This is a genomic window from Falsiroseomonas sp., assembly GCF_051860665.1.
Taxonomy (GTDB): domain Bacteria; phylum Pseudomonadota; class Alphaproteobacteria; order Acetobacterales; family Acetobacteraceae; genus Falsiroseomonas.
Window position 1 is genome coordinate 16,386 of record NZ_JBHYDM010000011.1, and the last position, 22,315, is coordinate 38,700.

At 71.3% G+C, this 22,315-nt stretch carries 22 protein-coding genes; 5 read left to right on the forward strand and 17 right to left on the reverse strand.

Annotated features, from left to right (window positions below; translation table 11 throughout):
- Positions 1-12: 12 nt before the first annotated feature.
- The 3 genes from ACTIF1_RS13020 to ACTIF1_RS13030 form a co-directional block, all read right to left on the reverse strand.
- On the reverse strand, positions 13-2,247 hold the full coding sequence (locus tag ACTIF1_RS13020) for an ATP-binding protein (RefSeq protein WP_439596860.1): 2,235 nt from the start codon (positions 2,245-2,247) through the stop codon (positions 13-15).
- Positions 2,248-2,536: 289 nt separating this feature from the next.
- Positions 2,537-3,310, reverse strand: coding sequence for an SDR family oxidoreductase (locus tag ACTIF1_RS13025; RefSeq protein ID WP_439596861.1), 774 nt, complete (start codon positions 3,308-3,310; stop codon positions 2,537-2,539).
- Between the two features lie 5 nt (positions 3,311-3,315).
- Positions 3,316-4,857, reverse strand: a complete 1,542-nt coding sequence (locus ACTIF1_RS13030) for an acetolactate synthase large subunit (RefSeq protein ID WP_439596862.1) — start codon at positions 4,855-4,857, stop codon at positions 3,316-3,318.
- A 187-nt stretch (positions 4,858-5,044) separates the two neighbouring features.
- Here ACTIF1_RS13030 and ACTIF1_RS13035 point away from each other — a divergent pair, with 187 nt between their 5' ends.
- Together ACTIF1_RS13035 and ACTIF1_RS13040 are read left to right on the forward strand one after the other, a co-directional pair.
- Positions 5,045-7,294, forward strand: a complete 2,250-nt coding sequence (locus tag ACTIF1_RS13035; protein ID WP_439596863.1) for a fused MFS/spermidine synthase — start codon at positions 5,045-5,047, stop codon at positions 7,292-7,294.
- Between the two features lie 61 nt (positions 7,295-7,355).
- Positions 7,356-7,814, forward strand: coding sequence for a hypothetical protein (locus ACTIF1_RS13040; protein WP_439596864.1), 459 nt, complete (start codon positions 7,356-7,358; stop codon positions 7,812-7,814).
- A 22-nt stretch (positions 7,815-7,836) separates the two neighbouring features.
- Here ACTIF1_RS13040 and ACTIF1_RS13045 read toward each other — a convergent pair whose 3' ends face one another.
- A complete protein-coding gene (locus tag ACTIF1_RS13045; RefSeq protein ID WP_439596865.1) occupies positions 7,837-8,970 on the reverse strand; it encodes a PAS domain-containing protein in 1,134 nt (377 codons plus the stop codon).
- 150 nt (positions 8,971-9,120) lie between these two features.
- Between ACTIF1_RS13045 and fdhD the strand changes: the two genes are divergently transcribed.
- From fdhD to ACTIF1_RS13060, 3 genes are read left to right on the forward strand one after another with little or no spacing between them, the layout of a single operon-like run.
- A complete protein-coding gene (fdhD, locus tag ACTIF1_RS13050) occupies positions 9,121-10,011 on the forward strand; it encodes a formate dehydrogenase accessory sulfurtransferase FdhD (RefSeq protein ID WP_439596866.1) in 891 nt (296 codons plus the stop codon).
- Positions 10,001-10,672, forward strand: coding sequence for a molybdenum cofactor guanylyltransferase MobA (mobA, locus tag ACTIF1_RS13055; protein WP_439596867.1), 672 nt, complete (start codon positions 10,001-10,003; stop codon positions 10,670-10,672). The genes fdhD and mobA overlap by 11 nt, the downstream gene beginning before the upstream one ends.
- The gene (locus ACTIF1_RS13060) at positions 10,669-10,794 is read left to right on the forward strand and encodes a hypothetical protein (protein WP_439596868.1); all 126 of its coding nucleotides are present in this window, start codon (positions 10,669-10,671) and stop codon (positions 10,792-10,794) included. Before mobA ends, ACTIF1_RS13060 begins: the two co-directional genes overlap by 4 nt.
- A gap of 58 nt (positions 10,795-10,852) precedes the next feature.
- On the opposite strand, the gene ACTIF1_RS13065 is transcribed toward ACTIF1_RS13060, so the two are convergent.
- From ACTIF1_RS13065 to ACTIF1_RS13125, 13 genes are all read right to left on the reverse strand, one after another.
- Positions 10,853-12,100, reverse strand: a complete 1,248-nt coding sequence (locus ACTIF1_RS13065) for a molybdopterin molybdotransferase MoeA (RefSeq protein ID WP_439596869.1) — start codon at positions 12,098-12,100, stop codon at positions 10,853-10,855.
- A gap of 9 nt (positions 12,101-12,109) precedes the next feature.
- On the reverse strand, positions 12,110-12,613 hold the full coding sequence (gene mobB, locus ACTIF1_RS13070) for a molybdopterin-guanine dinucleotide biosynthesis protein B (protein ID WP_439596870.1): 504 nt from the start codon (positions 12,611-12,613) through the stop codon (positions 12,110-12,112).
- Positions 12,614-12,692: 79 nt separating this feature from the next.
- Positions 12,693-13,892, reverse strand: a complete 1,200-nt coding sequence (locus ACTIF1_RS13075; protein WP_439596871.1) for a formate dehydrogenase subunit gamma — start codon at positions 13,890-13,892, stop codon at positions 12,693-12,695.
- Complete coding sequence (gene fdh3B / locus ACTIF1_RS13080) at positions 13,889-14,485, reverse strand: formate dehydrogenase FDH3 subunit beta (protein WP_439596872.1); 597 nt, start codon at positions 14,483-14,485, stop codon at positions 13,889-13,891. The genes ACTIF1_RS13075 and fdh3B overlap by 4 nt, the downstream gene beginning before the upstream one ends.
- 2 nt (positions 14,486-14,487) lie before the next feature.
- Positions 14,488-17,409, reverse strand: coding sequence for a formate dehydrogenase subunit alpha (locus ACTIF1_RS13085; protein ID WP_439596873.1), 2,922 nt, complete (start codon positions 17,407-17,409; stop codon positions 14,488-14,490).
- 18 nt (positions 17,410-17,427) lie between these two features.
- Positions 17,428-17,649, reverse strand: coding sequence for a twin-arginine translocation signal domain-containing protein (locus ACTIF1_RS13090; RefSeq protein ID WP_439596874.1), 222 nt, complete (start codon positions 17,647-17,649; stop codon positions 17,428-17,430).
- 17 nt (positions 17,650-17,666) lie between these two features.
- Positions 17,667-18,266, reverse strand: coding sequence for a TorD/DmsD family molecular chaperone (locus ACTIF1_RS13095; RefSeq protein ID WP_439596875.1), 600 nt, complete (start codon positions 18,264-18,266; stop codon positions 17,667-17,669).
- A 151-nt stretch (positions 18,267-18,417) separates the two neighbouring features.
- Positions 18,418-18,678, reverse strand: a complete 261-nt coding sequence (locus ACTIF1_RS13100) for a hypothetical protein (protein ID WP_439596876.1) — start codon at positions 18,676-18,678, stop codon at positions 18,418-18,420.
- A gap of 87 nt (positions 18,679-18,765) precedes the next feature.
- Positions 18,766-19,368 (reverse strand): DUF3306 domain-containing protein, encoded by a 603-nt coding sequence (locus tag ACTIF1_RS13105; protein ID WP_439596877.1) that lies wholly within the window; start codon positions 19,366-19,368, stop codon positions 18,766-18,768.
- Positions 19,365-19,889: a DUF3305 domain-containing protein gene (locus ACTIF1_RS13110; protein ID WP_439596878.1), complete on the reverse strand. Its 525-nt coding sequence runs from the start codon at positions 19,887-19,889 to the stop codon at positions 19,365-19,367. The genes ACTIF1_RS13105 and ACTIF1_RS13110 overlap by 4 nt, the downstream gene beginning before the upstream one ends.
- Positions 19,890-19,963: 74 nt before the next feature.
- On the reverse strand, positions 19,964-21,010 hold the full coding sequence (locus ACTIF1_RS13115) for a DUF6352 family protein (RefSeq protein ID WP_439596879.1): 1,047 nt from the start codon (positions 21,008-21,010) through the stop codon (positions 19,964-19,966).
- Positions 21,007-21,555, reverse strand: coding sequence for a DUF6505 family protein (locus tag ACTIF1_RS13120; protein ID WP_439596880.1), 549 nt, complete (start codon positions 21,553-21,555; stop codon positions 21,007-21,009). The genes ACTIF1_RS13115 and ACTIF1_RS13120 overlap by 4 nt, the downstream gene beginning before the upstream one ends.
- Entirely contained in the window at positions 21,552-22,274 is a 723-nt protein-coding gene (locus ACTIF1_RS13125; protein ID WP_439596881.1) for a biotin/lipoate--protein ligase family protein, read from the reverse strand. The genes ACTIF1_RS13120 and ACTIF1_RS13125 overlap by 4 nt, the downstream gene beginning before the upstream one ends.
- Between the last annotated feature and the right edge of the window lie 41 nt (positions 22,275-22,315).

Sequence of the window (22,315 nt, forward strand, 5' to 3'; positions counted from 1 at the left end):
ACCGCCGCCGGTTCAGCCCGCCGTGCGCAGCACGTGGCGCAGCTTCTCGGCGAGTTCCTGCCGGCGATAGGGTTTCGACAGCAGCACGACGCCGGGGTCCAGCCGGCCGTGATGCACCACGGCATTCTCGGTATAGCCGGAGGTATAGAGCACCCGCAGGCCCGGCCGCAGCTGCAGCGCGGCCTCCGCCAGCTGCGGGCCGGACATGCCGCCGGGCATCACCACATCGGTGAAGAGCACGTCGATCTCGACCTCGCTGCGCAGCACCTCCATCGCCTCATGCCCATTGCCCGCGGCCAGCACCTGGTAGCCCAGCAGCTTCAGCTCCCCCACCACATGGCCCCGCACCATGGCGTCGTCCTCCACCACCAGCACCGCCTCCGCCGCGCCGCGCAGTGTGGCGACCGGCAGCGGCGGCGGGCTGCGCACGGCATCGGCGCTGGCGGCGCGCGGCAGGTAGAGCTTCACGCTGGTGCCGTGGCCGGGCTCCGAATAGACCTTCACATGGCCATAGGACTGCTTGACGAAGCCATAGACCATGCTGAGGCCGAGCCCGCTGCCGCGGCCGAATTCCTTGGTGGTGAAGAAGGGCTCGAAGACCTGGGCCAGCACCTCCGGCGTCATGCCGCAGCCGGTATCGGTCACCGCGATCACCAGGTACTCGCCCGGCGTCACCTCCTCGTTCTGCGCGGCATAGCTGGCATCGAGCTCCGCCATGGCGGTCTCCACCGTCAGCAGCCCGCCATTCGGCATGGCATCGCGCGCATTCAGCGTCAGGTTCAGCAGCGCCGCTTCCAGCTGCGCCGGGTCGACCAGGGCAGGCGGCAGATGGGACGACAGCTCGAAGCGGCATTCCACATGCTCGCCCAGCGTCCGCCGCAGCAGCAACTCGATGCGCAGGATCTCCGCGTTCAGGTCCGTCGGGCGCGGTTCCAGCGGCTGGCGGCGGGCGAAGGCCAGCAGGCTGCGCGTCAGCTCCCCGCCGCGCTCCGCCGCCATGCGCGTGGTCTCGGCCAGCTGCAACAGATCGGCATCCTGCTGCAGGCGTTCGGCCAGCAATTCGGCGCTGCCGATGATGACGGTCAGCAGGTTGTTGAAGTCATGCGCCAGCCCGCCGGTCAGCTGGCCCACCGCCTCCATCCGCTGCGCCTGAGTCAGCTTGCGGTTCAGCTCGGCGATCGCATCCCGCTGCTGCTGCAGGGACTCCGCGCTCTGGTTCAGCACGGTCATCAGCCCGCCCAGCTCGCCGCCCGGATGCGGCGCGGGGATGCGGGCGCTGAGGTCGCCCTGCCCCAGCCGCCGGGCCATGGTGGAAATCCGCCCGATCTCCCGCCGGATCACCACCTCCCCCATCAGCCAGACCGCCCCGCCCAGCACCAGGGACAGCAGCGCCAGGATGGTCAGGTCCTGCCACAGCCGCCGGTCGGCCGGCGCCAGCAGGTCCTGCCGCCGCTGGCCGATCAGCACGCGCAGCCCGGCCTGCGCCACATGCGGCGCGGATCCGGCGGCCCAGATGAAAAGCTCGCCGTCCTCCTGCCGCAGCGCCGCCGTCTCACCGGGCCGGGCGGAGAGGCCGAAGCGGCCGAGCGGCGTATTCGCGATATTGCTCCCCAGCTGCCCCACCCGCGCCGGGTTGGGCTGCCAGACCAGGATGGCGCCCTGCTGGTCCAGCATCAGGATTTCGGTGCCCGAGGCCGAGAGGCGCAGATCCTCCCGCACCAGCCGCGCCAGATCGAGGCCGGCGAGCAGCACCAGTTCCAGGTCGCCGGCCAGGCTGCGCGCCGGCCGCACCACCTGCAGCACCGCGCTGCCGCTCATCCGCCCGAAGGCGGAATCGACCACCAGCCCGTCCTCGGTGCCCTGCGCGCGCTGGAAATAGCCGCGGTCCGCGAAGTTCACATCGCGCCCGGATTGCGAGGAATCGCAGAACAGGCGCCCCTCGCGGTCGGTGGTCAGAAGTCCGGTATACTGCGGGAACTGCGCGACCACCCGGGCCAGGAAGGCCGAGCAGCCTTCGCGACTCGCCGTCTGCAGGTCCCGCGCCCGGGACAGGCCGACCAGCAGCTGGCCGGTGGAGAGGATGCGATCCTCCAGGTCCCGCGCCACGCCATCGGCGATGGTGCCCAGCTGCTCCGTCGCCGCCGCGATCTGCGCGTCGCGCTCCTGCAGGAAGCGGAAGCCCAGCAGCAGCGCCGGCATGATCGTGGCCAGGGCGACCAGCCAGAGCAATCTAGCGCGGATGCTCATGCCTGGATCACCCCGTTCGGCTCCGACGGCTGCGGCGCAAGGGACGCTCCCCCTCCGCCCTGGTCTCGCGCCCATTGGGGCTGGCCCGCGACGTCATCCCGGCGCCGGATCCCGCCGCACAAGCGCTGCTGCAGCGGAACCCCCTGGAGCACCCACAACGATTCGATGCTGACATGACAGGGGCGCCACCGCAACCGCGAGGTGCTGCGGCGGTCCTCGCCACCGCAGGTGGGCCCGCGAGGCCGCCGCGCAAGGTCGCCGCCCGGCGCGGCCCCGCGCCGGGTCATGCTCAGCCGCGGAACATGCCGCCGCCATCCACGTCGACGACCGTGCCATTGACATAGGCCGCGCGCGGCGAGGCCAGGAAGACCGTGAGGTCCGCGATCTCCGCGGCCTCGATGGCGCGGCCATAGGGCAGGCCGGTCAGCGTCTCCGCCCAGCGCTCGGGGTCGCCGAACTTCAGCTGGGCATTGACCCGCGCCTGGGTCTCCATCCGGTCCGTCCGCGTCGCCGCCGGGTTGATGCCCAGCACCCGCACGCCGCTGGCCTGCGCGGCGCCGCCGAGGGCGGAGGTGAAGGCGATCAGCGCCGCATTGCCGGTGCCGCCGCAGATATAGCCCATGCGCGGGGCGCGGCCGGCCATGCCGATGATGTTCAGGATGACGCCCGAACCCTTCGCCTCCATGGCCGCGTAATAGAGCTGGCACATGTGGATATAGCCCAGCACCTTCAGGTCCCAGGCCTGCTGCCAGCGGGCGAAGGGGATGTCCTGCAGCCGGCCGGCCGGGATGGCGCCGGCATTGTTCACCAGGATGTCGACCTCCGGGAAGGCGGCGTGCAGGCGCTCCCGCTCGATCGGCTGGGACAGGTCGGCCGCCAGCGTCTCCACCCGCACCTGGGCCGCGCCGCGCACGGTATCCGCCGCCTGCCCCAGCGTCGCGGCATCGCGCCCCACCAGCACCAGGTCGCAGCCCTCCGCCGCAAAAGCCTGGGCGCAGGCCAGGCCGATGCCCTTGGACCCGCCGGTGATCAGCACGCGGCGGCCGGCGAGGTTCATGTCCATGCGCGTCAGACCTCCATCTCGATGACGAAGGGCCCGTCACTCGCAAAGCTCTGGCGCATGAGGTCGGCCACGCCCTCCAGCGTATTGGTGCGCGCCGCCTCCACGCCCATGCCATTGGCCAGCTTCACCCAGTCGAGGTTCGGATTGCCGAGGTCCAGCATGTCCATCGCCGTGCGGCCGGGATTGGCGCCGACGCCGTGATATTCGCCGATCAGGATCTGGTACTTGCGGTTGGAGATGACGATGGTCGTCACCGGCAGCCTTTCGCGCGCCTGGGTCCACAGCCCCTGCAGGGTGTACATGCCGGACCCATCGGCCTGCAGGTTGATCACCCGCCGGCCCGGCGCGCCGATCGCGGCGCCGGTGGCCAGCGGAATGCCGCAGCCGATCGCCCCCCCGGTGATATGCAGCCAGTCATGCGCCGGCGCGGCATGGGTGAACTTGTAGAAGCCGCGGCCGAAGGAGACCGATTCATCGGCGACCACGGCCTGGTCGGGCATCAGCGCCGCCAGGGTCTGCGCCAGGCCTTCCGGCGTCGGCGCGCCGCGCACCGCCTCGGGCCGCGGGCCGGGGCTGGGGATGGCGGCCGCCGGCGCGCCGAGCTCCTCGGCCAGCGCCGTCAGCGCCTGGATCGGGTCCGCCTCGTAGCGCGTCAGCAGCAGGATATCGGCATCCTCCCGGTGGTGGCGGGAGGGCTTGTTCGGATAGGCGAAGAAGCCGACCGGCGCCTTGGAATTGACCAGGATGATGGTGGTGTAGGGCTTCAGCGCCTCGATCGCGAGATCGACCGGATAGGGCACGCGCTCCAGCTGCATGCGGCCCTGGCCGCGCTCGACGCGGCTGTTCGACATCTCGGCCAGCACATGCGCGCCGGTCGCCTGGGCGATGCGCCAGGCCAGCGCCTGCGCCTGGCTGGTCAGCGCCAGGCCGCCGAGCAGGATCAGCACGTCCTTGCGCCCGCGCAGCGCATTGGCCGCATTGCGGATGGCCAGCGGGTCGGCCTGCGGCGCGGCGGGCACCGGCAGGGCGGCGGCCGGGCCGCCCGGCGCCTCGTCCCAGCAGGTGTCGGAGGGCAGGATCAGGGTGGCGATCTGGCCCGGGGAGGTGCGCGCGGCCTGCACGGCCACCGCGGCATCCCGCGCCACCTCCGTCGCCCGCTCCACGGTGCGCACCCAGCCGGAGACGCCGCGGGCAAAACCCTCGGTATCGGCGGTCAGCTGGGCATCCAGCGGGCGGTGGTAGGTCGCCTGGTCGCCGACGCAGTTCACCATGGCGGAGCGGGCGCGGCGGGCATTGTGCAGATTGGCCAGGCCATTCGCCAGGCCCGGGCCGCAATGCAGCAGGGTCGCCGCCGGCTTGCCGGCCATGCGGAAATAGCCATCCGCCATGCCGGTGACGACATTCTCCTGCAGGCCGAGCACGCAGCGCATGCCGGGGATGCGATCCAGCGCGGCGACGAAATGCATCTCGCTCGTGCCCGGGTTGGCGAAACAGGTATCGACCCCCGCGCCCAGCAGGGTGTGCACCAGACTCTCGGCTCCGTTCACCGCCAACCTCCCCCAAAGACAGGGCGCAAGGTGCGCGGGCCCGGGCGCAGCCGCAAGGGTGGGCCAGGCCAAAGCGGCACCGCGCCGCGGGGCATTTCTTGCCGGGTGATTTACGTTCCGCAATCTTCGAAGGAAGATGACACCCGCGTGAGGAGGGGGGCTCCCGCGCCAAGGGGGACCACAGGGCATGCCGCGCCTGGCTATCGCTTTCTTCTGCTCGGGCTTCGCCGCCCTGCTCTGCCAGATCGTCTGGCAACGCATGCTCGGAATCTTCGCCGGCTCCGACACCATCTCGGCCGCCCTGGTGGTGGGCGCCTTCCTGGCCGGGCTGGGCTTCGGCTCCATCCTGGGTGCCAAGCTGGCCGACCGGCTTTCGCCCTTCCATGCCCTGCTGGGCTTCGCGGCGGCCGAGGCGGGGGTCGCGGTCTTCGCGCTGGTCTCCAAGTTGTTCCTCTATGATTTCCTGGCCACCGACCTCGCGGGCATCGTGGACAGCCCGGTGGCGATCTTCGCGCTGTGCTTCGCGGGGCTGGTGCTGCCGACCACGCTGATGGGCGCTTCGCTTCCCCTGCTGGCGCGCGCGGTGGCCGAGAACCTGGAGACGGTCGCGGAGCGGATCGGCAGCCTCTACGGGCTGAACACGCTGGGCGCGGGGCTTGGCGCGCTGCTCGGCGGCTGGCTGCTGGTGGGGCATCTGGGCTTCGTCGGCGCGCTGGCGCTGGCGGCGGGGCTGGATGTTCTGGCGGCGCTGCTCGCGCTGACCCTGCTGCCCGGCCTGTCCCGCCGGCCGCCGCCGCCGCCCGCCCGCCAGGCCACCGCCCAGGCCGAGCCCTTCGGCAGCCTGCGGCTGTGGTGCCTGCTGGTGTTCCTCTCCGGCTATATCATCGTGGCGATGGAGATCGTCTGGGTGCGGCTGATGGGGCAGATCGGCCAGTACCACGCCTATCTGTTTCCCACCGTGCTCGGCGTCTTCCTCCTGGCCGACGGCGCCGGCATCGCCGTCGCCTCCCGCATGGTGCGCCGCATGCGCGACCCGCGGCCGGCCTTCTTCCTGACCCAGGCTGGCGGCTTCGTGCTGGGCGCGGCGCTGATCCTGCTGCTGGTCTGGGCGCTGCCGCATTGGCCGATCAACCAGTTCGTCTCGGCCGATGTGCTGCGGCTGCGCGATGGCGGGCTGGTGGCGACGGTGCTGCTGACGCTGGCCGTGGTCGGCCCGCCAAGCTTCCTGATCGGCATGACCTTCCCCTTCGTGCAGCGCGCCGTGCAGCAGGACCTGGCCAGCGTGGGCGCGCGCGTCGGCTGGGTGCAGCTGTTCAACATCCTGGGCAATGCGGCGGGCTCCATCCTCACCGGGCTAGTGACCTTCCACCTGATCGGCACCGCCGGCACGCTGCGGCTGCTGGCGGCGCTGTCGCTGCTGCTGATGCTGGGCTGGTTGTGGAAGGCCGGGCGCGGCAGGCGGCCGGAGATAGCGCTGGCCGCCGCCTGCGCCCTGGCGCTGGTGGCGCTGCCCGGCAATGCGGCGCTCTGGTCACGCCTGCATGCCGAGAAGCCTGGCCAGCTGGTCGCCTGGTCCGAGGACCGCTCCGGCATCGCCTTCTTCCGCGACGACAACCAGCCCGGCGCCGGCCCGCACGGGCCCTTCTTCATCCAGGGCTTCAGCCAGGGGCGCATCCCCTTCCTGCCGATCCACCAGTTCCTCGGCGCGGTCGGGCCGCTGCTGCATCCGGATCCGAAGCGGGTGCTCTGCATCGGCATCGGCTCCGGCGGCACGCCCTGGGCGGCCGGCGTCTCGCCCGCCACGCAATCGGTGCGCGCGATCGAACTGGTGGGCCCGGTGCTGACCGCCCATGCCCAGATCGCCGCCCGCTATCCCGGCAGCCCGATCGCCGAGATGGTGGCCAATCCGCGCTGGGCCCTGGAATACGGCGATGGTCGCCGCGCCCTGGCGCGCGGCGAGGAGCTGTACGACGTGATCCAGGCCGATGCGATCCTGCCGGAGGGTTCGCATTCCGGCCTGCTCTATTCGGCGGAATTCCTGCAGCAGGTGCGGGCGCGGCTGGCGCCGGGCGGCATCTATGTGCAGTGGGGGCCGAGCCGCCGCGTGGTGGCGACCTTCGCCGCGGTCTTCCCGCATAGCCTGCTGCTGATGCCGGGCAGCGTGCTGATCGGCTCCGACAGCCCGATCCCCTATGACCCCGCCAGGCTGGCGCAGGCCTTCGCCCAGCCGGCCGTGGCCGCCCACCTGGCCCGCGGCAACCGCGACTTCGCCGATTATGCGGCGCTCTTCGCCCAGCCGGCGCTGGCCTGGGCGCCGGGTTCGGCGCGGCCGGAGGCGCTGCTGACCGATGTCTTCCCGCGCGACGAGTTCTACCTGAACAACGGCGTCCGCCACACCCAGGCGCTGCGCCAGCCGGAGGATCTGCTGGAGCAGTGATGGTGCCGCCCTTCCGGGGAGGTTAACCTCCCCCGATGCGAATGGACTGCGGATGGGATCGATGAAGAAGGTTCTCCTGGTCGGCTTCCTCTGCGGCGCGCTCGCCGTGCTGGTCTTCCACCAGGGCACGCTCTGGGTCCTGTATCACCAGTTCCCGCTGATCAAGCTGCTGCCCTTCGTGCCGGAGGCCTTCCGGCCCGCCTCGCCCGGCTTCAGCATCCGCTCCGTGCCGCCGCTCGGCGTGCCGCAGGTTCTCTCGGCGGCCTTCTGGGGCGGGCTCTGGGGCATCCTGCTGGCGGCGCTGATCCGATGGGCCAGGCTGCCGGACCTGCTGACCGGCTTCCTGCTGGGGGCGGTGGTCTGCACCGTGGTGGGCTTCACCCTGGTGGCGCAGCTGCGCGGCGTGCCGATGTGGGCGGGCGGCAATACCATCGTCTGGGCCCGCGCGGCGCTGCTAAACGGCGCATTCGGCTGGGGGGCCGCCTTCCTGATGCGCCCCTTCTCGCTCCGCGGCGGCTGAATCCCGCCGCTCACCACGAGTCTCAGGCGACGAAACGGCCCAGCAGGGCGGTGAGATCCGCCAGGCGGCGGCAGCCGGTCTTGCGCCGCACCTCCGCCAGCTGCGCATGCACCGTCTCCACCGCGATCTTCCGGGTGGCGGCGTGCTGCGCCAGGCTGCGCCCGGCCGCCAGCGCGGCGGCGAGGGAGGCCTCGGCCGGCGTCAGGCCGAAGGCCTGGCGCAGCAGCGGCGCCCGCGGCCGCGGGCGGGAGGTGTCGTCCGAGACCAGCAGCATCACGCCGGTGAAACCTTCCGGCATGCCATGCGCCTCCACCCGCTTCAGCGGCAGGGCCTGCACCAGATAGGGCGAGGCGCTGCCCTGCCGCGGCAGGGCCACGCTCGCCGCATCCGGCATCATCTTCACCTTGCCCGAGATGGCGGCGATGGCGGAGCCGACGGCCCGCGCCAGGGCCTGCCGCGCCTCGGGATCCGGCGTGGCGAAGCCGCCCTCGGGCGCAAGCGCCAGGCCATCCCCGCGCCGGGCCATGGCCTCGGCCGCCGGATTGGCCAGGACGATGCGGCGCTGGCGGTCCAGCAGCACCACCCCCTGGGGCAGGGCCGCGAAGCCCGCCCGCAGGGCGCGCGCCGTCTGCCAGCCGCCGGCCGAAAGCCGCGCCTCAGCCACCAGGGCGCGACGCAGATGCGGGAAGAGCGGCTCCAGCAGCGCCTCCTCCGCCGCGCCGAAGGCCGGGGCGCGGACGGAGCGGTGGAAGGCGATCCGCCCCACCGTGCCATCCGGCGCCTGCATCATGGCCGAGAGGCAGTGGAAGGCACCATCGCGCGGGGCCTTCCACTCGTTCCAGATCGGCGCCTTGCGATAGGCCTCGATCGGCACCACCCGGCCCATGTTCAGGACCCCCTCCCCCACCCGGCTGGCCGCCCGCGCCCAGGGGTCCTGATGGATCCAGTGGCCATCGTATTCGGCGGTCACATCCGCCGCCAGGCCGCCGCCCTCGCAGCGGCTCTCCCGCAGCACGCCGCCCTCATACTGCATGAGGTGGACGGCATGGGTACTGGTCTCCAGCGCCCGGGCCAGCGGCGCGACGGCGGTGGCCAGGCTGCGGCCTTCCAGCACCGCGGCATAGAGATCCAGCGCGAAGGCCTCGGGGGAGGACATAATGGAAAGGTTGATCACGTATTAATAATAGCACAGAGGCGATATCGTGTAATCGTCCTGCGACGTCGATTCGCCGATTTCCGTGCCGGCCATCCGGGCGTCCCGACAGGGCTTCTTGCGCCAGGCCGGCCCCCCCGCCACCTTGCCCGCATGTCCCTCCGCGTCCAGCCCGACCCCGGCGACCCCCGCCTGACCCGCCGCCTCACCGGCCTCGACCAGACCGGACAGGCGATCGAGACCAGCGTGACGGTGGAGCGCCCGCTGACGCTCTATCTGAACGGGCAGGAGATCGTCACCATGATGACGATCCTCGACCGGCCGGAGGAACTGGCGCTGGGCTATCTGCTGAACCAGGGCATGCTGCGCCGGACGGATCGCGTCACCGGCGTGGAGTATGACGAGGACCTGGCCGTGGTCGTCGTGCGCACCGAGGCGAAGACCGATTTCGAGGCCAAGCTGCGCAAGAAGACGCTCACCTCCGGCTGCGCCCAGGGCACCGCCTTCGGCGACCTGATGGAAGATTTTGCCGGGGTCCGGCTGCCGGAGGCAGCGCAGTTGCGGACCTCCTGGCTCTATCGGCTGCTGCACCGGATCAACACCCTGCCCAGCCTCTACCTTGAGGCTGGCGCCATCCATGGCTGCGCCCTGTGCCGACAGGATGAGCCGATCGTCTACATGGAGGATGTCGGCCGCCACAATGCGGTGGACAAGATCGCCGGCTGGATGTTCCGGGAGAATGAGGCGCCGGAGGACAAGATCTTCTACACCACCGGCCGGCTGACCTCCGAGATGGTGATCAAGACCGTCCGCATGGGCATTCCCATCCTGCTGTCGCGCTCGGGCTTCACCGCCTGGGGGGTGGAGCTGGCGCGGGAGGCGAACCTGACGCTGATCGGCCGCTGCAAGGGCAAGCGTTTTGTCGCACTCGCCGGCGAACAGCGCCTGATCTTCGATGCGGACCTGGCGCATGTGCCGGAAGAATCGGCAAGACATTGGCGGAAGAACAGCGCCGAGGCGATGGGCAGCTCCGATGGCGACTAGCACGCTGGCGGTGGTATTGGCCGGCGGGCTGGCGCGGCGGATGGGGGGCGGCGACAAGCCGCTGCGGCTGCTGGCCGGGCGGCCGCTGCTGGCGCATGTGCTGGAACGCCTGCGGCCGCAGGTGGCGGCCACCATCCTGAACGCCAATGGCGATGCTTCGCGATTTGCCGGCTGGGGCCTGCCGGTGGTGCCGGATGGGCTGCCGGACCATCCTGGCCCGCTGGCCGGCATCCTGGCCGCGCTCGATTGGGCGGCGGAGGCGCGGCCCGAGCTGGGCTGGGTCGTCTCCGTCCCCGGCGATTCCCCGCTGATCCCGCCCGACCTGGTGGCGCGGCTGCATGCGGTGCGGGAGGCGGCGGGGGTGAAGCTGGCCTGCGCCCGCTCCGCCGGCCAGGCGCATCCGCCGATCGGGATCTGGCCCGTGGCGCTGCGGGAGGATCTGCGCGCGGCGCTGACGGCCGGCGAGCGCAAGATCGACCGCTGGACGGCGCGCCACGGCATCGCCCATGCGGATTGGCCGGCCACCCCCATCGACCCCTTCTTCAATGCCAATGCGCCGGAGGACCTGGCCGAGGCCGAGGCGCTGCTCGCCACCCTTGCAACCGGCGCGGCGCCACCCGATACCAGGGACAGGTCCAAGCCCATGGGAACGCCCGCATGAAATCCGTGCTGATCGGTAGCCTCGCCGCCCTGATCCTGGCCATCGGCGCCTATGCCGTGCTGGATCGCAACTTCCAGCAGACGGCCGACCAGCGCTACGCGACGCAGGGCGTGCGACTGTAGGTCATCGGCTCGACGCACGTTCCGACCCGCCTTGCGAAGACGCAGGGCTTGAAGATGCTCAGAATACCCCGCGGAAGGGCAGGACCAGGATCCGGTCGCCGGGGCTGACGCCGGTGATCTCCTCCGGCAGTTCGGCCAGCGCGTCGGATTGGGTGAGCGAGGTCAGCAGGCCCGCCCCCTCCCGCGCGAATTTCTGCGCCAGCGGCAGGCCATCGCCTTCCGCCAGCCGCACGCGCACATATTCGCGCCGGCCGGCCTTCTTGCGATAGGCGAAGGCGGCCTCGGCCGGGAAGCGGGGCAGTGCCTCCGGCAGGGCGCCGGCCAGGCGCAGCACCAGCGGCCGGGCCAGGTGCAGGAAGGTGACGACGGCGGCCACCGGATTGCCGGGCAGGCCCACCACCGGCGTGCCGCCGATCACCCCCATGGCGGCGGGACGGCCGGGCTTGATCGCCAGGCGCCAGAAGACCAGCCGGCCGCCCTGGTCGATCGCGGCCTTCACATGGTCGGCCTCCCCGGTCGAGACGCCGCCCGAGGTCAGCAGCAAGTCGTGGGTGGCCGCGGCGGCGGTCAGCGCCGCAGCGGTGGCCTGGGGCTCGTCGGCCAAGATGCCGAGGTCGCTCGCCTCCACCGGCAGCCCATCCAGCAGCGCCAGCAGGGTGAAGCGGTTGGAATCATAGGTCTGCGCCGGGCCGAGCGGGCGGCCCGGCTCGGCCAGCTCGTCGCCGGTGGAGAAGACGCCGACCCGCACCCGCCGCCGCACCGGGAGGGCGGTGAGGCCGAGCGCCGCGGCCAGGCCGAGATCCTGCGGCATCAGGCGGCGCCCGGCCGGCAGCGCCATGGCGCCCTGGGCCACATCCTCCCCCGCCGGGCGGCAATTGGCACCGCGCTTCAGGCCGGGCACCAGCAACACCGCGCCCGCCTCCTCCCGCGCATCCTCCTGCATCATCACGGTATCGGCGCCCGGCGGCATGGGCGCGCCGGTGAAGATGCGGATGGCGGTGCCGGGGGCCAGGGGTGCCGCCGCCTGCCCCGCCTGCAGCCGCGCGGCGATGGGCAGCCGCGTTTCCCCCTCCGCCGCCAGGTCGGCGTGGCGGAAGGCATAGCCATCCACGGCGGAATTGAAAAAGGGCGGCAGCGGCAAGGGCGCCCGCAGATCCCCGACCAGCACGCGGCCCAGCGCCTGGCGCAGCCCGGCCTGCTCGACCTCGGCCAGGGGCGGGATGCGTTCGGCGATCAGCGCCTGCGCCTCCTCCACCGTCATCAGCGGCCCGCCGAAGGCGAAGCAGTCGTCGCTCAGCTGCGCCATGCCCCTCCCCTATCCGCGCAGCGTCACGGCCCGCGCCAGCACCAGATCGGCGATGCCGGCCACATCGTCCAGGTGCAGATGCGGCAGGGTGGTGGCGGGCGGCGTGACATCGGCGGCAATCCCGATGATGGCCGCATCCTCCGGATGCAGCCACGGCTTGGCATTGGCCGTTCGAAAGACCTCGATCTTCGGATGCGGGTCGCGCTTGAAGCCCTCGACGATCACCAGGTCCACCGGATCGAGGCGGGCCAGCAGCTCGGTCAGCGGCGGTTCCGCCGCGCCGCGCAGCTCGGTCATCAGCGCCCAGCGGCGGGCGGAGGAGACCAGCACCTGTCGCGCGCCCGCCTCGCGATGGGCAAAACTGTCCTTGCCCGGGCGGTCCACGTCGAAGTGGTGATGCGCGTGCTTCACGGTGGAGACGGCGACGCCGCGGGCGCCGAGTTCCGGGATCAGCCGGCTCAGCAGCGTGGTCTTGCCGGAGCCGCTCCAGCCCGCCAGTCCGATCAGGCGCAAGGTCGAGGAATCCCGTTGAAACAAGAAGGGCCGGCCATGGCTTCACCACGGCCGGCCCGGCTTGCGCAAGTGGGGCGGTTCAGTCGGCGCCGAGCGGGCGCGGCGCATGGGGGCCGGTGACGGTGGTGCGGGCCTTGGCCAGCTCCTCCTCCACCCAGAGGTTGTGGTGTTCCCGCGCCCAGTTCAGGTCCACCTCGCCCGAGCCCATGGCATCGAAGGCGCCCTTCATGCCGAGCGAGCCGATGTAGATATGGGCCAGCATGGCGGCCACCATCAGCACGGAGAGCAGGCCGTGCACCGTATGCGCCAGCTGCTGCCCGGCGATGTCGGTGACGGTGAAGGGGAAGATCAGCACGTAGCCGGAGATGGCGACCAGCCCGCCGCCCAGCACGGTGATCCAGAACACCATCTTCTGCCCGGCATTGAAGCGATGCGCCTCCGGATGCGCATGGCCGATGAAGCCGCCGCCGGCCTTCAGCCAGGCGATGTCGAGCCGGTTCGGGATATTGTCCTTCACCCAGATCAGGAAGAGCAGGACGATGCCCAGCGTGAAGGGAAAGGCCAGGTAGTTGTGCGCGATCTTGCCCCAGTGGCTGACCGCGGTGAAAGCCTCCGGCCCGATCAGCGGCAGCAGCAGGAAGCGGCCGAAGGTCAGGTTCAGGCCCGAGAGGCCCAGCACGATGAAGCTGGAGGCCGTCATCCAATGCGCCACCCGCTCGAACAGGTTGAAGCGCTGGATGGTGCGGCCGGCCGGGCCGGCGGCAATGTCCAGGCGGCCCTTCACCAGGAAGAATAGCGCCAGGATCGCCAGCATGCCGAGCACGGCGACGCCGCCGACCCAGGTCAGCGTGCGGTTGTGGAAGTCGCGCCAGTCGCCGCCGCCCGGCTGGATCAGATTGCTCGCCTGGCGGTCCGGGATGGTGATGCGGCCGCTGATGCGTTCGCCGCGCAGCGCCGCCTGCAGTTCCAACTCCTCGGCCGAAAGCTGGCCACGGTCGCTGAAAGGCGGCGGCGTGGGCGCCTGGGCGGAGGGCTGGCGCGGCTGCGGCGCGGTCACGGCCTGGGCCGCGGCGGGCGGCTGCCGGCCGGTGGGGGTATCGCCGGTCGCCGTCGATTCCGGCACCTGGCCGCCGGGCTGCGCGCCACGGCCGGCGCCAACCTCCGGCACCGGCGCCTGGATTTCCGGCGCGCCCGCCGGCGGGGCACCGGGCTGGGACTGGCCGAAGGCCGGCGCCGCCAGAAGCAGCGCCAGGGCCAAGGCAGGGGCGAGGCGGGTCATACCGTCACCGTCTCGCGATAGGCGGTGCGCCAGCCCCAGGCGCCGGCGCCATAGCCGCGCTGCTGCACGCGTTCGCGGTAGATGGTGGCGATCATCTCGCCATCGCCCGCCAGCAGCGCCTTGGTGCTGCACATCTCGGCGCAGAGCGGCAGCTTGCCCTCGGCGATGCGGTTCGCGCCGTATTGCGTGTATTCGACGATGGTATTGTCCTGCTGCGGCCCGCCGGCGCAGTAGGTGCATTTGTCCATCTTGCCGCGGCCGCCGAAATTGCCGACGCGCGGATATTGCGGCGCGCCAAACGGGCAGGCGTAGAAGCAATAGCCGCAGCCGATGCACAGGTCCTTGTCGTGCAGCACGATGGCATCCGCCGTCGTGTAGAAGCAGGACACCGGACAGACCGCGGCGCAGGGCGCATCGGTGCAGTGCATGCAGGCCATGGAGATGGAACGCTCGCCGGGCCTTCCGTCATTGATGGTGACGACGCGGCGGCGGTTGATGCCCCAGGGCACCTCATGCTCGTTCTTGCATGCGGTGACGCAGGCGTTGCATTCGATGCAGCGGTCGCTGTCACAGAGGAACTTCATGCGCGCCATGACTAGGCACTCCTGATCTGGCAGAGCGTGACCTTGGTTTCCTGCATGAAGGTCACCGGGTCGTAGCCATAGGTGGTCACTGCGTTGACGCTCTCGCCGAGCACGATCGGGTCGGTGCCCTGCGGATACTTGCTGCGCTGGTCGACACCCTGGAACCAGCCGGCGAAGTGGAAGGGCATCCAGGCCACGCCGCGACCGACGCGCGGCGTCACCAGCGCCTTCACCCGGGCGCGGGCATTGTTCTCCGGCCCCATCACCCAGACGAACTGCCCGTCGCGGATATTCCGCGCGCTGGCATCCTCCGGGTTGATCTCGACGAACATGTCCTGCTGCAGCTCAGCGAGCCATTTGTTGGACCGCGTCTCCTCGCCACCGCCCTCGTATTCGACGAGGCGACCGGAGGTGAGGATGATGGGGAAGTCGCCCGCCACCTGGCGGGAACGGTTCTGCACGGACTGGCCGAGATGCGGCAGACGGAAGCCGCGGCGATCCGGCAGGGTCGGGTATTGCGCGATCAGGTCGGTGCGCGGCGTGTAGATCGGCTCCCGATGCACCGGCACCGGGTCCGGCAGGTTCCACGCGACGGCGCGGGCCTTTGCATTCCCATAGGGAACGCAACCGTGCTCCATGGCAACCCGGATGATGCCGCAGGAAAGGTCGGTGGCCCAGGAGAAGTTGCCGCCGTTGGATTCGATCCAGCCGCGCTCCGCCTCCGTCAGCTCCTCGTACCAGCCGAGGCGCTTGAGCACGGCCACGGTGAATTCCGGATAGCCGTCCTGGATCTCGGAGCCCAGCGAATAGGAGCCTTCCGCCAGCAGCGTCTTGCCCTCCCGCTCCACGCCGAAGCGCGCGCGGAAGGTGCCGCCGCCGTTCTTCACGTGCAGGTTCGTGTTGTAGAGCACATGGGTGCCGGGGTGCTTCATCTCCGGCGTGCCCCAGCAGGGCCAGGGCAGGCCGTAGAATTCCCCCTCCACCGGCGTGCCGGGGGCGCCACGCAGCGTCACCAGGTCGAACTTGTCCTGGTGCTCCATATGCAGCTTCAGGCGCTCCGGCGACTGGCCGGAATAGCCGGTGGACAGCGAGCCGCGGTTGATCTCGCGCAGGATGCTCTCGGCGGTCGGTGCATTGTCGCGGATCTCATAGGGCTTGAACATCTCCGCCTGGAAGCGGATCGGCATGCCCTTGCGCTCCGCCGCGCCATCCAGCGCGCCGGCCAGGCGGTACATCAGCTCGTAGTCGGTCTTCGATTCGAACAGCGGCGCCACCACCCGCGTGCCCCACTGAACCGAGCGGTTGGAGGCGCTTCGGCTGCCGTCGCATTCGAACTGCGTGCTGGCGGGCAGGAGGTAGGTGTTCTCCTTGCGGTCGGCGAGCACGGCGAAGGTGGTGGGATGCGGGTCCGCGACCACCAGCAGGTCGAGCGCCTCCAGCCCCTTCACCGCTTCCGGCATGCGGGTGACGGTATTGCCGCCATGGCCCACCACCAGCATGCCGCGCAGCCGGTCGCGCTGCTGGATCTGGTTCTTCGGCAGGGTCACGGCATCGAAGTAGCGCGTGGTCGGGATGCCCGGCGTGCCCATCATCGCCAGGCTGTCGAAGCGCCCGACCATATCCTCGTAGCGCACGTTCCAGACGCGGCACCAATGGCGCCAAGCATTCTCGTCCAGCCCGTAATAGGCCGGCAGCGTCGTCACATCGAGGCCGAAGTCCGTCGCGCCCTGCACGTTGCAATGGCCGCGGAAGATATTGGCGCCGCCGCCATTGATGCCGACATTGCCGGTGGCCAACAGCAGGATGGAGAAGGCGCGCACATTCGCCGTGCCCACCGTCTTCTGCGTGGCGCCCATGCACCAGATCAGCGTGGACGGCTTCTGGGTGGCAAAAGTCTCCGCCACCTTCCGCAGCTGCGCGCCCGGCACGCCGGTGACGCGCTCCACCTCCTCCGGCGTCCACTTCGCGCATTCGGCCCGGATCTCCTCCATGCCGTAGACACGCTGCGCGATGAACTGCTTGTCTTCCCAGCCATTCGCGAAGATGTGGTGCAGCATGCCCCAGATGATGGGGATGTCCGTGCCCGGGCGGATGCGGACGTATTCATTGGCGTGGGCGGCGGTGCGGGTGAATCGCGGATCGATGACGATCAGGTTCGCCCGGTTGCGCTCCTTGCCGCTCAGCACGTGCTGCAGGCTGACCGGATGCGCCTCCGCCGGATTCCCGCCCATGATGATCATGGTCTTGGAATTGCGGATGTCGTTGTAGGAATTGGTCTGCGCGCCGTAGCCCCAGGTATTGGCCACGCCCGCCACCGTGGTGGAGTGGCAGATGCGCGCCTGGTGGTCGACGCTGTTCGTGCCCCAGAAGGCGGCGAACTTGCGGAAGAGATAGGCGCCTTCGTTGCTGAACTTCGCGCTGCCCAGCAGGAACATGCTGTCCGGCCCGGATTCCTGCCGGATCGTCATCATCCTGTCGGCGATCTCGTTCAGCGCCACGTCCCAGGTGAGGCGCTGCCACTGACCGTTCACCAGCTTCATCGGGTATTTCAGGCGGCGGTCGCCATGCACCAGTTCGCGGACGGAGGCGCCCTTGGCGCAATGCGTGCCGCGGTTGATCGGGCTGGCCCAGGTGGGCTCCTGCCCGGTCCAGACGCCGTTCTGCACTTCCGCCGTCACGGTGCAGCCGACCGAGCAATGGGTGCAGATGTTCTTGATGCGCTGCACCGGCCGGCTATGGTCCTGCACGCCCATGGCGGCGCCCGCCGCCTGCGCGCGGGAGGGGCCGAGCGAGCCCAGCGCGGCCAGGCCGGCGCCGGCGAAGCCCGCCTGGCGCAGGAAGCTGCGACGGTCGAGCCCGCCGGAGGAAAGGCCCTGATAGGCGGCGGCAAGGCGCTGGCGCGCGGCCTTGCCCTCGGAGCGCTTGATCAGCATCTGGCGTGCCCCCGGTTCTTATTCGTAGCGATTGGTGCGGTAGAAGGCCTGCACATCCGCCGAATCCGGCTTGTAGCGTGCGGCCAGGCGCTGTGCCTCATTCTCCTTCCGCGCATCGCGGGAGGGGACGCTGTCGGCACGCTGCGCCAGGGCCGGCGTGGCGGCGGCGGCGGCGGTGCCGAGGCCCAGGGCCTTCAGGAATCCGCGGCGGACGGGCTTGTCGTTCCCTTGTTCGCGCATGGCTGGCACTCCCCAGTTCAGGCCGGCAGGTCGGCTGCCGCGGCCTCGAGTTCCACGGCGAGGCGGCCGAGCCGCCCCACCGCACGGTAGAAATCCGCCGTCTCCGCCTTCTCCAGATCCGCGAAGAAGCGCGCGGCCCAAGGTCGGATATGGCGGGTAAAGAAAGGCTGAGCGGCTGCCGCCTCCCCCGGGAAGGCCCCGGCAAGCAGCCCCGCATAGGCCTCGCAGAGGAAGGCGATATGGTCCTCCGGCTCCGCCACCCCCTCGACCCGCCCGATGCCAAGCCGGCCGAGATCGGCACGCAGATCGGCCAGCGGGCGTTCATGCAGGAAGCCGGTCAGGTAGTAGCTGGCATAGGGCAGCAGCTCGCCGCGGCCGAGGCCGATGAACAGGTTGAAGAATTCGCGCTCCGCGGCCTCCGCCTGGCAGCGCCCGGCAGCCTCGGCCAGCGCCCCATAGGCTGCGCCCAGCTCACCCGTCTCGGCGCGCAGCGCGCGCATGCGGATCAGCAGCCCGGCATCCGGCGCGGCGCCCAGCAGCCGCCCGAGCAGGGCGAAAAGGCGCGCCCGCTCCGCATCCACGGGGTCAAGTACCGCCTCGGCAAGCTGTTCGGGCATTCTGGCGCTTCGTCGTCCTCGGCGAAGGTCGGGCGGCTCCCCAGCCACCTGCGACGCATGCCGGACAGTCAACCAAGCGCAAAGCCTCGCCCGGCGCAAGTCTTTGATTATTAATTGAGAATCGTTCTCAATTGGACGCCGCCGCGGCGCGTCATGGCAGCTCCTCGAAGGGGCTCAGCGTGTTCCGCACGTTCATATAGCCACCGGCCACGCGGTCCAGCGCCGCCTGGTCCAGCGACAGTGGCGCCGGCTGCGGAAGGGCCAGCTCGCCCGGTTCGATCGCATAGCCCGCCGCCTGCAGCGCCGCGGCCGCCTGCGCGGGCGACGCCTCCAGCGCCGGCTTCAGGCGCGTGGCGAGCGCGGGATCGGCCAGGAGGTCCCGCGCCAGGCGGTCGCGCTCGGCACGGCTCATCGGGTCGTTCCTTTCCGGGGATGGAAGCAGGCAAGGGGCCGGCCCTCATTGCGTCAAGCCGTCGGGCCGACACCTTTGCGAGGGCTCTCAGCCCGGCATGGCCCCGCCATGCCGGCGGCGCGGCGCGGCCGGCTCCACGGCCTGCTCCACGGCCGGCACCTCGGCCAGGCGCGCGGGCGCGAACTCGGCCGGCGGCAAAGCGGGGGGCGCCTCGGCCACCGCCTCGGCCGGAGCCTCGACCGGAGCCTCCGCCTCGCTGGCGGGATCGGCCGCAGCCTCCGCCTCCGGCGCCGGCTCCTCCGGCCGCTCACCGATCGCCTGGGCGAGCAGCTTCTTCAACTCGCCGCCCAGGTCCAGCGAGAAGCCGGGCGGCAGGCCGGCGGGGTTGTTGTAGTCCCATGCGTAATCGGCCGGGCCGATGAAGTCGCGGATCGTCGGGTCCAGCGACCACATGCGCCGCAGCGCCGCGCCGCGCAGCGCGGCCGGGATGCCGGGGCGGAGGAACAGCCCGAAATCGCTCGATTCGGTCAGATCCTCGATGCGCGGCAGGGCGCTGAGGTCGATCTCCGGCACGCCCGGCAGCGGGCAGGCGGCGGGCGGCGGCAGCGCCTCCTCCGCCTCGGGCGCCGGAGGGGTCTCGGCCGCGCGCTTCAGGCGGGACCAGCGCCCCAGAAAGCCGTCCTCGCTCATCCCTCGGCTTCCCCGATCGGCGCGCGACGCGCCAGCGCCTCGGGGTCCGCCTGGTCGCGCTTGCGTTTCCAGAAGCCGCGTTCCTTGTGATGCCGCACGCAGAAATCCTCCATCACCGCCCGCAGCCGCGGCGGCATGGGCAGGGAGTCCAGCAGGTCCTGGCCGACATCGGCATAAAGATGCGCCTCCCCCGGATCGGCGGTGACGGTCTGCAGCCGCCAGCCGGTCGGCGTCTCCGCCGGGCGCAGCAGCGCCCAGACCAGCGGCTGGGCGGAGGCCAGGTTGTGGCGGTAGTTGTCGGTATCGGTCGGGTGGAGCGCCACCTCCGCCGTGCCCGCGAAGAAGACGGCGCGGCCATCCGGCTCCTGCCGCAGCAGGGTCCAGGGCGGCACCTCCGGCGCCTCCTCCAGCACCTCGATGGCGCGCCAGGCATGCTCCGCCCAGCGGGTCACGCCGGGACGGCGCTCCACCAGCACGGCGAGCGGGATGAACAGGCTTTCGGGGTTATGGGCGCGCGTCATCGGCGCCGCTCCGCGGCGCGTATCATGAGCGCCGCTCCGCGGCGCGTATCATGAGCGCCGCTCCGCGGCGGGGGTCACGCGCCCGTCTCCCGCGCCCGCAGCGGCAGGCCGGTGACCAGGTTCTGCGGCTTCATGCGCAGCTTCTGGGCCGCATCCATGGCGAGCGCCAGGTAGACCGGCCTGCCCGCGACGCGCGGCAGCACCCGCGAGGCTTCGGCGAATTCGAGCACGCCGAGCCAGAGGATGCGCGCCAGCCGCGCCTGCTTCACCTTCTTCCCCTGCCAGAGGTCATTGGCGATGCCCGTCGCCTCCGCATCCAGCCCGACATGCCAGGTCCAGTTGCGGTCCTCGATCACCGGCACCGGGCGGATCGTCACCCGCTCCCCGATCACATGGCCGATGAAGTGCTCCAGCGCGCGGGCCAGGCCGTGCTGGCCGGGGCGGTTCTCGGCGATGTCCAGGGCGAAGTCATGGGCATCCGATCGGCCGCGATAGAGCGGCGCCGTCTCCTCCGACAGCACATCCAGCTCCACCTCCCGCGGCGGCGATCCCGCTTCCACCAGCAGCTGGCCCAATGCCCCGTAGCCGCCATCGCCGCCGCGTGCGTCCAGGTATTCCTCATCGGCCAGCAGCAGCGCGCCCTGGTGGATGGCGGCGCGCTGCGGCCGGAAGAACAGTTCCGCGGCGCGAAGGACGAAGGGGTCCTCCACGCCTTCCAGCGCGGCGCGGGTGACCAGGTGGGTCAGCATCTGCAGGAAGATCGGCGGCACGCCCTGCACGCCGCTGCGGAACAGGTCGAGCCAGGCCGCCTCCAGGCTCGGCTGCGCCGCCACGCGGTCCCGGAAGCCGAGGAAGACCGAAAAGTTCTCGCGCGCATCGGGGTCGGCGAGCTGCGCGAGTTCGGCTGCGGAGACGGGGCGCATCGGCTCGGCCAGCAGCGCCGCATGCAGCGCGCGCTCCGCCGGGCAGGCCTCCGCCGGCGGCACCAGCTCCGGCCGGGCGCAGAAGGCGCGCCAGAGGTCGGGCGTGCCGAGGATGCGGCCCTGATCGTCGCGGTCGCACAGATGGTGGCCGGAGGCGACCCAGAAGTCACCCGGCGCCAGGCCAACGGGCGCGCTCATGGCTTCGGGCGCTTGGCGAAGGCGGTCAGGTCGGGATGCTCCACAGGCTCGTCCTCGGTTTCGACCACGGCGAAGACCGGCAGGCCGCCGAAACCCTCACGCGGCGTCTCGCGTCGGTGCAGTGTCCGAAATTGCTCCCGCACCGCGCCGTCCGCAAAACTGCGGGACAGGGCCAGCACGGTGCCAGGCGGGTGGTCGCAGAGGCTTTCGGCGAAGGCGAGCTCCTCCCGCGCCGCCGCCTCCGCCGCCGCGGCATCGGGCGCGCCGTGGTGGCGGTGGATATGCCGGGCCAGCCCCGCCAGGGCCGCGGCATATTGATCCTCCGTCGCCTCTGCCACCTCCACCAGCGTCGACCAGCCGAAGGAGCCAATTCCCAGAAAACCGCCGCGAAAGGCCTGGCGACGCTTGCCGGAGAGGGATTCGGGCGCCTCCTCCCAGAATTCGAAGCCGCCCGGCACGGCCCATTCACCGGGCTCGGCGGCTTCGGCAAAAATCACGGTGTCGGAGGGATCGAGGCGCAGGGTGCGCGGCAGACGATGGGTCATGCGGCCTCCAGCAGCGCGGCGGCCAACGGGTGCAGCTGGCGCGCGCCGCCCTGCTCCAGCACCAGCGCCCCCGTCGCGGGGTCCAGCCCGCGGCGCGCCTCACCCATCCAGGGCGCCGCCTCCATGCGGGACAGGTAGCGATCGGCCAAGCGGGAAAAGCCGCCCTGCGGGCCGGGGTGCTGCCATTCGGCCAGCCCCGCCATCAGGTGCCGCGCCCAGGCGGCGGTGAGCTCGGCGGCGGAGACATCCTCCTCCGCCCAGCCCTCCTCGCGCAGTGCGGTCTGATGCAGGCCATGGCCGGCTTCCCAGCCGGCGGGGAAGCTCAGCCGCGCCTCCACCGCCACCACCAGCCAGTCCGGCACCGCCTCCTCCGCCGCGCCGGCGGGCCAGGCGAGGCGGGCCTGGCCGATGCGGCCGCCATTGACGCGGAGGGTGCCCGGCCAGCCGAGGGTGATGGCGACCTCTGCCGGGCCATAGGCGCCCAGCGCATCGGCCAGGGCACTGGCGGCGGCGAAGAGGGCGGGGCGGGCGGCGGCCAACGGCAGCTCCGGCTCCAGCACCACCGCGGCCTCGATCCGCGCGCTGGAGCGGACCCAGGCGAGCGTGCCCGCACCGTGCTGCGGCGCCAGCTGGATGGCGCGGGCCAGCGCGTCGCCGCCCTCGCGCAGCGGGATGACGGGGGCGAAGGCGGTGGGCAGGTCGGGCAGGCCGGTCGTCACGGCGGCGGTGTCTTCCCTCGGCTTCGGGCGCGTCCCTCGCA

Excerpts from the sequence above, each read along its gene's own strand:
- mobA (WP_439596867.1), top strand. The coding sequence starts at position 10,001 with ATGGCGACTAGCACGCTGGCGGTGGTATTGGCCGGCGGGCTGGCGCGG.
- ACTIF1_RS13035 (WP_439596863.1), top strand. The coding sequence starts at position 5,045 with ATGCCGCGCCTGGCTATCGCTTTCTTCTGCTCGGGCTTCGCCGCCCTG.
- ACTIF1_RS13065 (WP_439596869.1), bottom strand. The coding sequence starts at position 12,100 with ATGGCGCAGCTGAGCGACGACTGCTTCGCCTTCGGCGGGCCGCTGATG.
- ACTIF1_RS13045 (WP_439596865.1), bottom strand. The coding sequence starts at position 8,970 with ATGTCCTCCCCCGAGGCCTTCGCGCTGGATCTCTATGCCGCGGTGCTG.
- fdhD (WP_439596866.1), top strand. The coding sequence starts at position 9,121 with ATGTCCCTCCGCGTCCAGCCCGACCCCGGCGACCCCCGCCTGACCCGC.
- ACTIF1_RS13120 (WP_439596880.1), bottom strand. The coding sequence starts at position 21,555 with ATGACCCATCGTCTGCCGCGCACCCTGCGCCTCGATCCCTCCGACACC.
- ACTIF1_RS13085 (WP_439596873.1), bottom strand. The coding sequence starts at position 17,409 with ATGCTGATCAAGCGCTCCGAGGGCAAGGCCGCGCGCCAGCGCCTTGCC.
- ACTIF1_RS13060 (WP_439596868.1), top strand. The coding sequence starts at position 10,669 with ATGAAATCCGTGCTGATCGGTAGCCTCGCCGCCCTGATCCTGGCCATC.
- ACTIF1_RS13025 (WP_439596861.1), bottom strand. The coding sequence starts at position 3,310 with ATGGACATGAACCTCGCCGGCCGCCGCGTGCTGATCACCGGCGGGTCC.
- ACTIF1_RS13115 (WP_439596879.1), bottom strand. The coding sequence starts at position 21,010 with ATGAGCGCGCCCGTTGGCCTGGCGCCGGGTGACTTCTGGGTCGCCTCC.
- ACTIF1_RS13040 (WP_439596864.1), top strand. The coding sequence starts at position 7,356 with ATGAAGAAGGTTCTCCTGGTCGGCTTCCTCTGCGGCGCGCTCGCCGTG.
- ACTIF1_RS13105 (WP_439596877.1), bottom strand. The coding sequence starts at position 19,368 with ATGAGCGAGGACGGCTTTCTGGGGCGCTGGTCCCGCCTGAAGCGCGCG.
- ACTIF1_RS13020 (WP_439596860.1), bottom strand. The coding sequence starts at position 2,247 with ATGAGCATCCGCGCTAGATTGCTCTGGCTGGTCGCCCTGGCCACGATC.
- fdh3B (WP_439596872.1), bottom strand. The coding sequence starts at position 14,485 with ATGGCGCGCATGAAGTTCCTCTGTGACAGCGACCGCTGCATCGAATGC.
- ACTIF1_RS13110 (WP_439596878.1), bottom strand. The coding sequence starts at position 19,889 with ATGACGCGCGCCCATAACCCCGAAAGCCTGTTCATCCCGCTCGCCGTG.
- ACTIF1_RS13075 (WP_439596871.1), bottom strand. The coding sequence starts at position 13,892 with ATGACCCGCCTCGCCCCTGCCTTGGCCCTGGCGCTGCTTCTGGCGGCG.
- ACTIF1_RS13100 (WP_439596876.1), bottom strand. The coding sequence starts at position 18,678 with ATGAGCCGTGCCGAGCGCGACCGCCTGGCGCGGGACCTCCTGGCCGAT.
- ACTIF1_RS13095 (WP_439596875.1), bottom strand. The coding sequence starts at position 18,266 with ATGCCCGAACAGCTTGCCGAGGCGGTACTTGACCCCGTGGATGCGGAG.
- ACTIF1_RS13090 (WP_439596874.1), bottom strand. The coding sequence starts at position 17,649 with ATGCGCGAACAAGGGAACGACAAGCCCGTCCGCCGCGGATTCCTGAAG.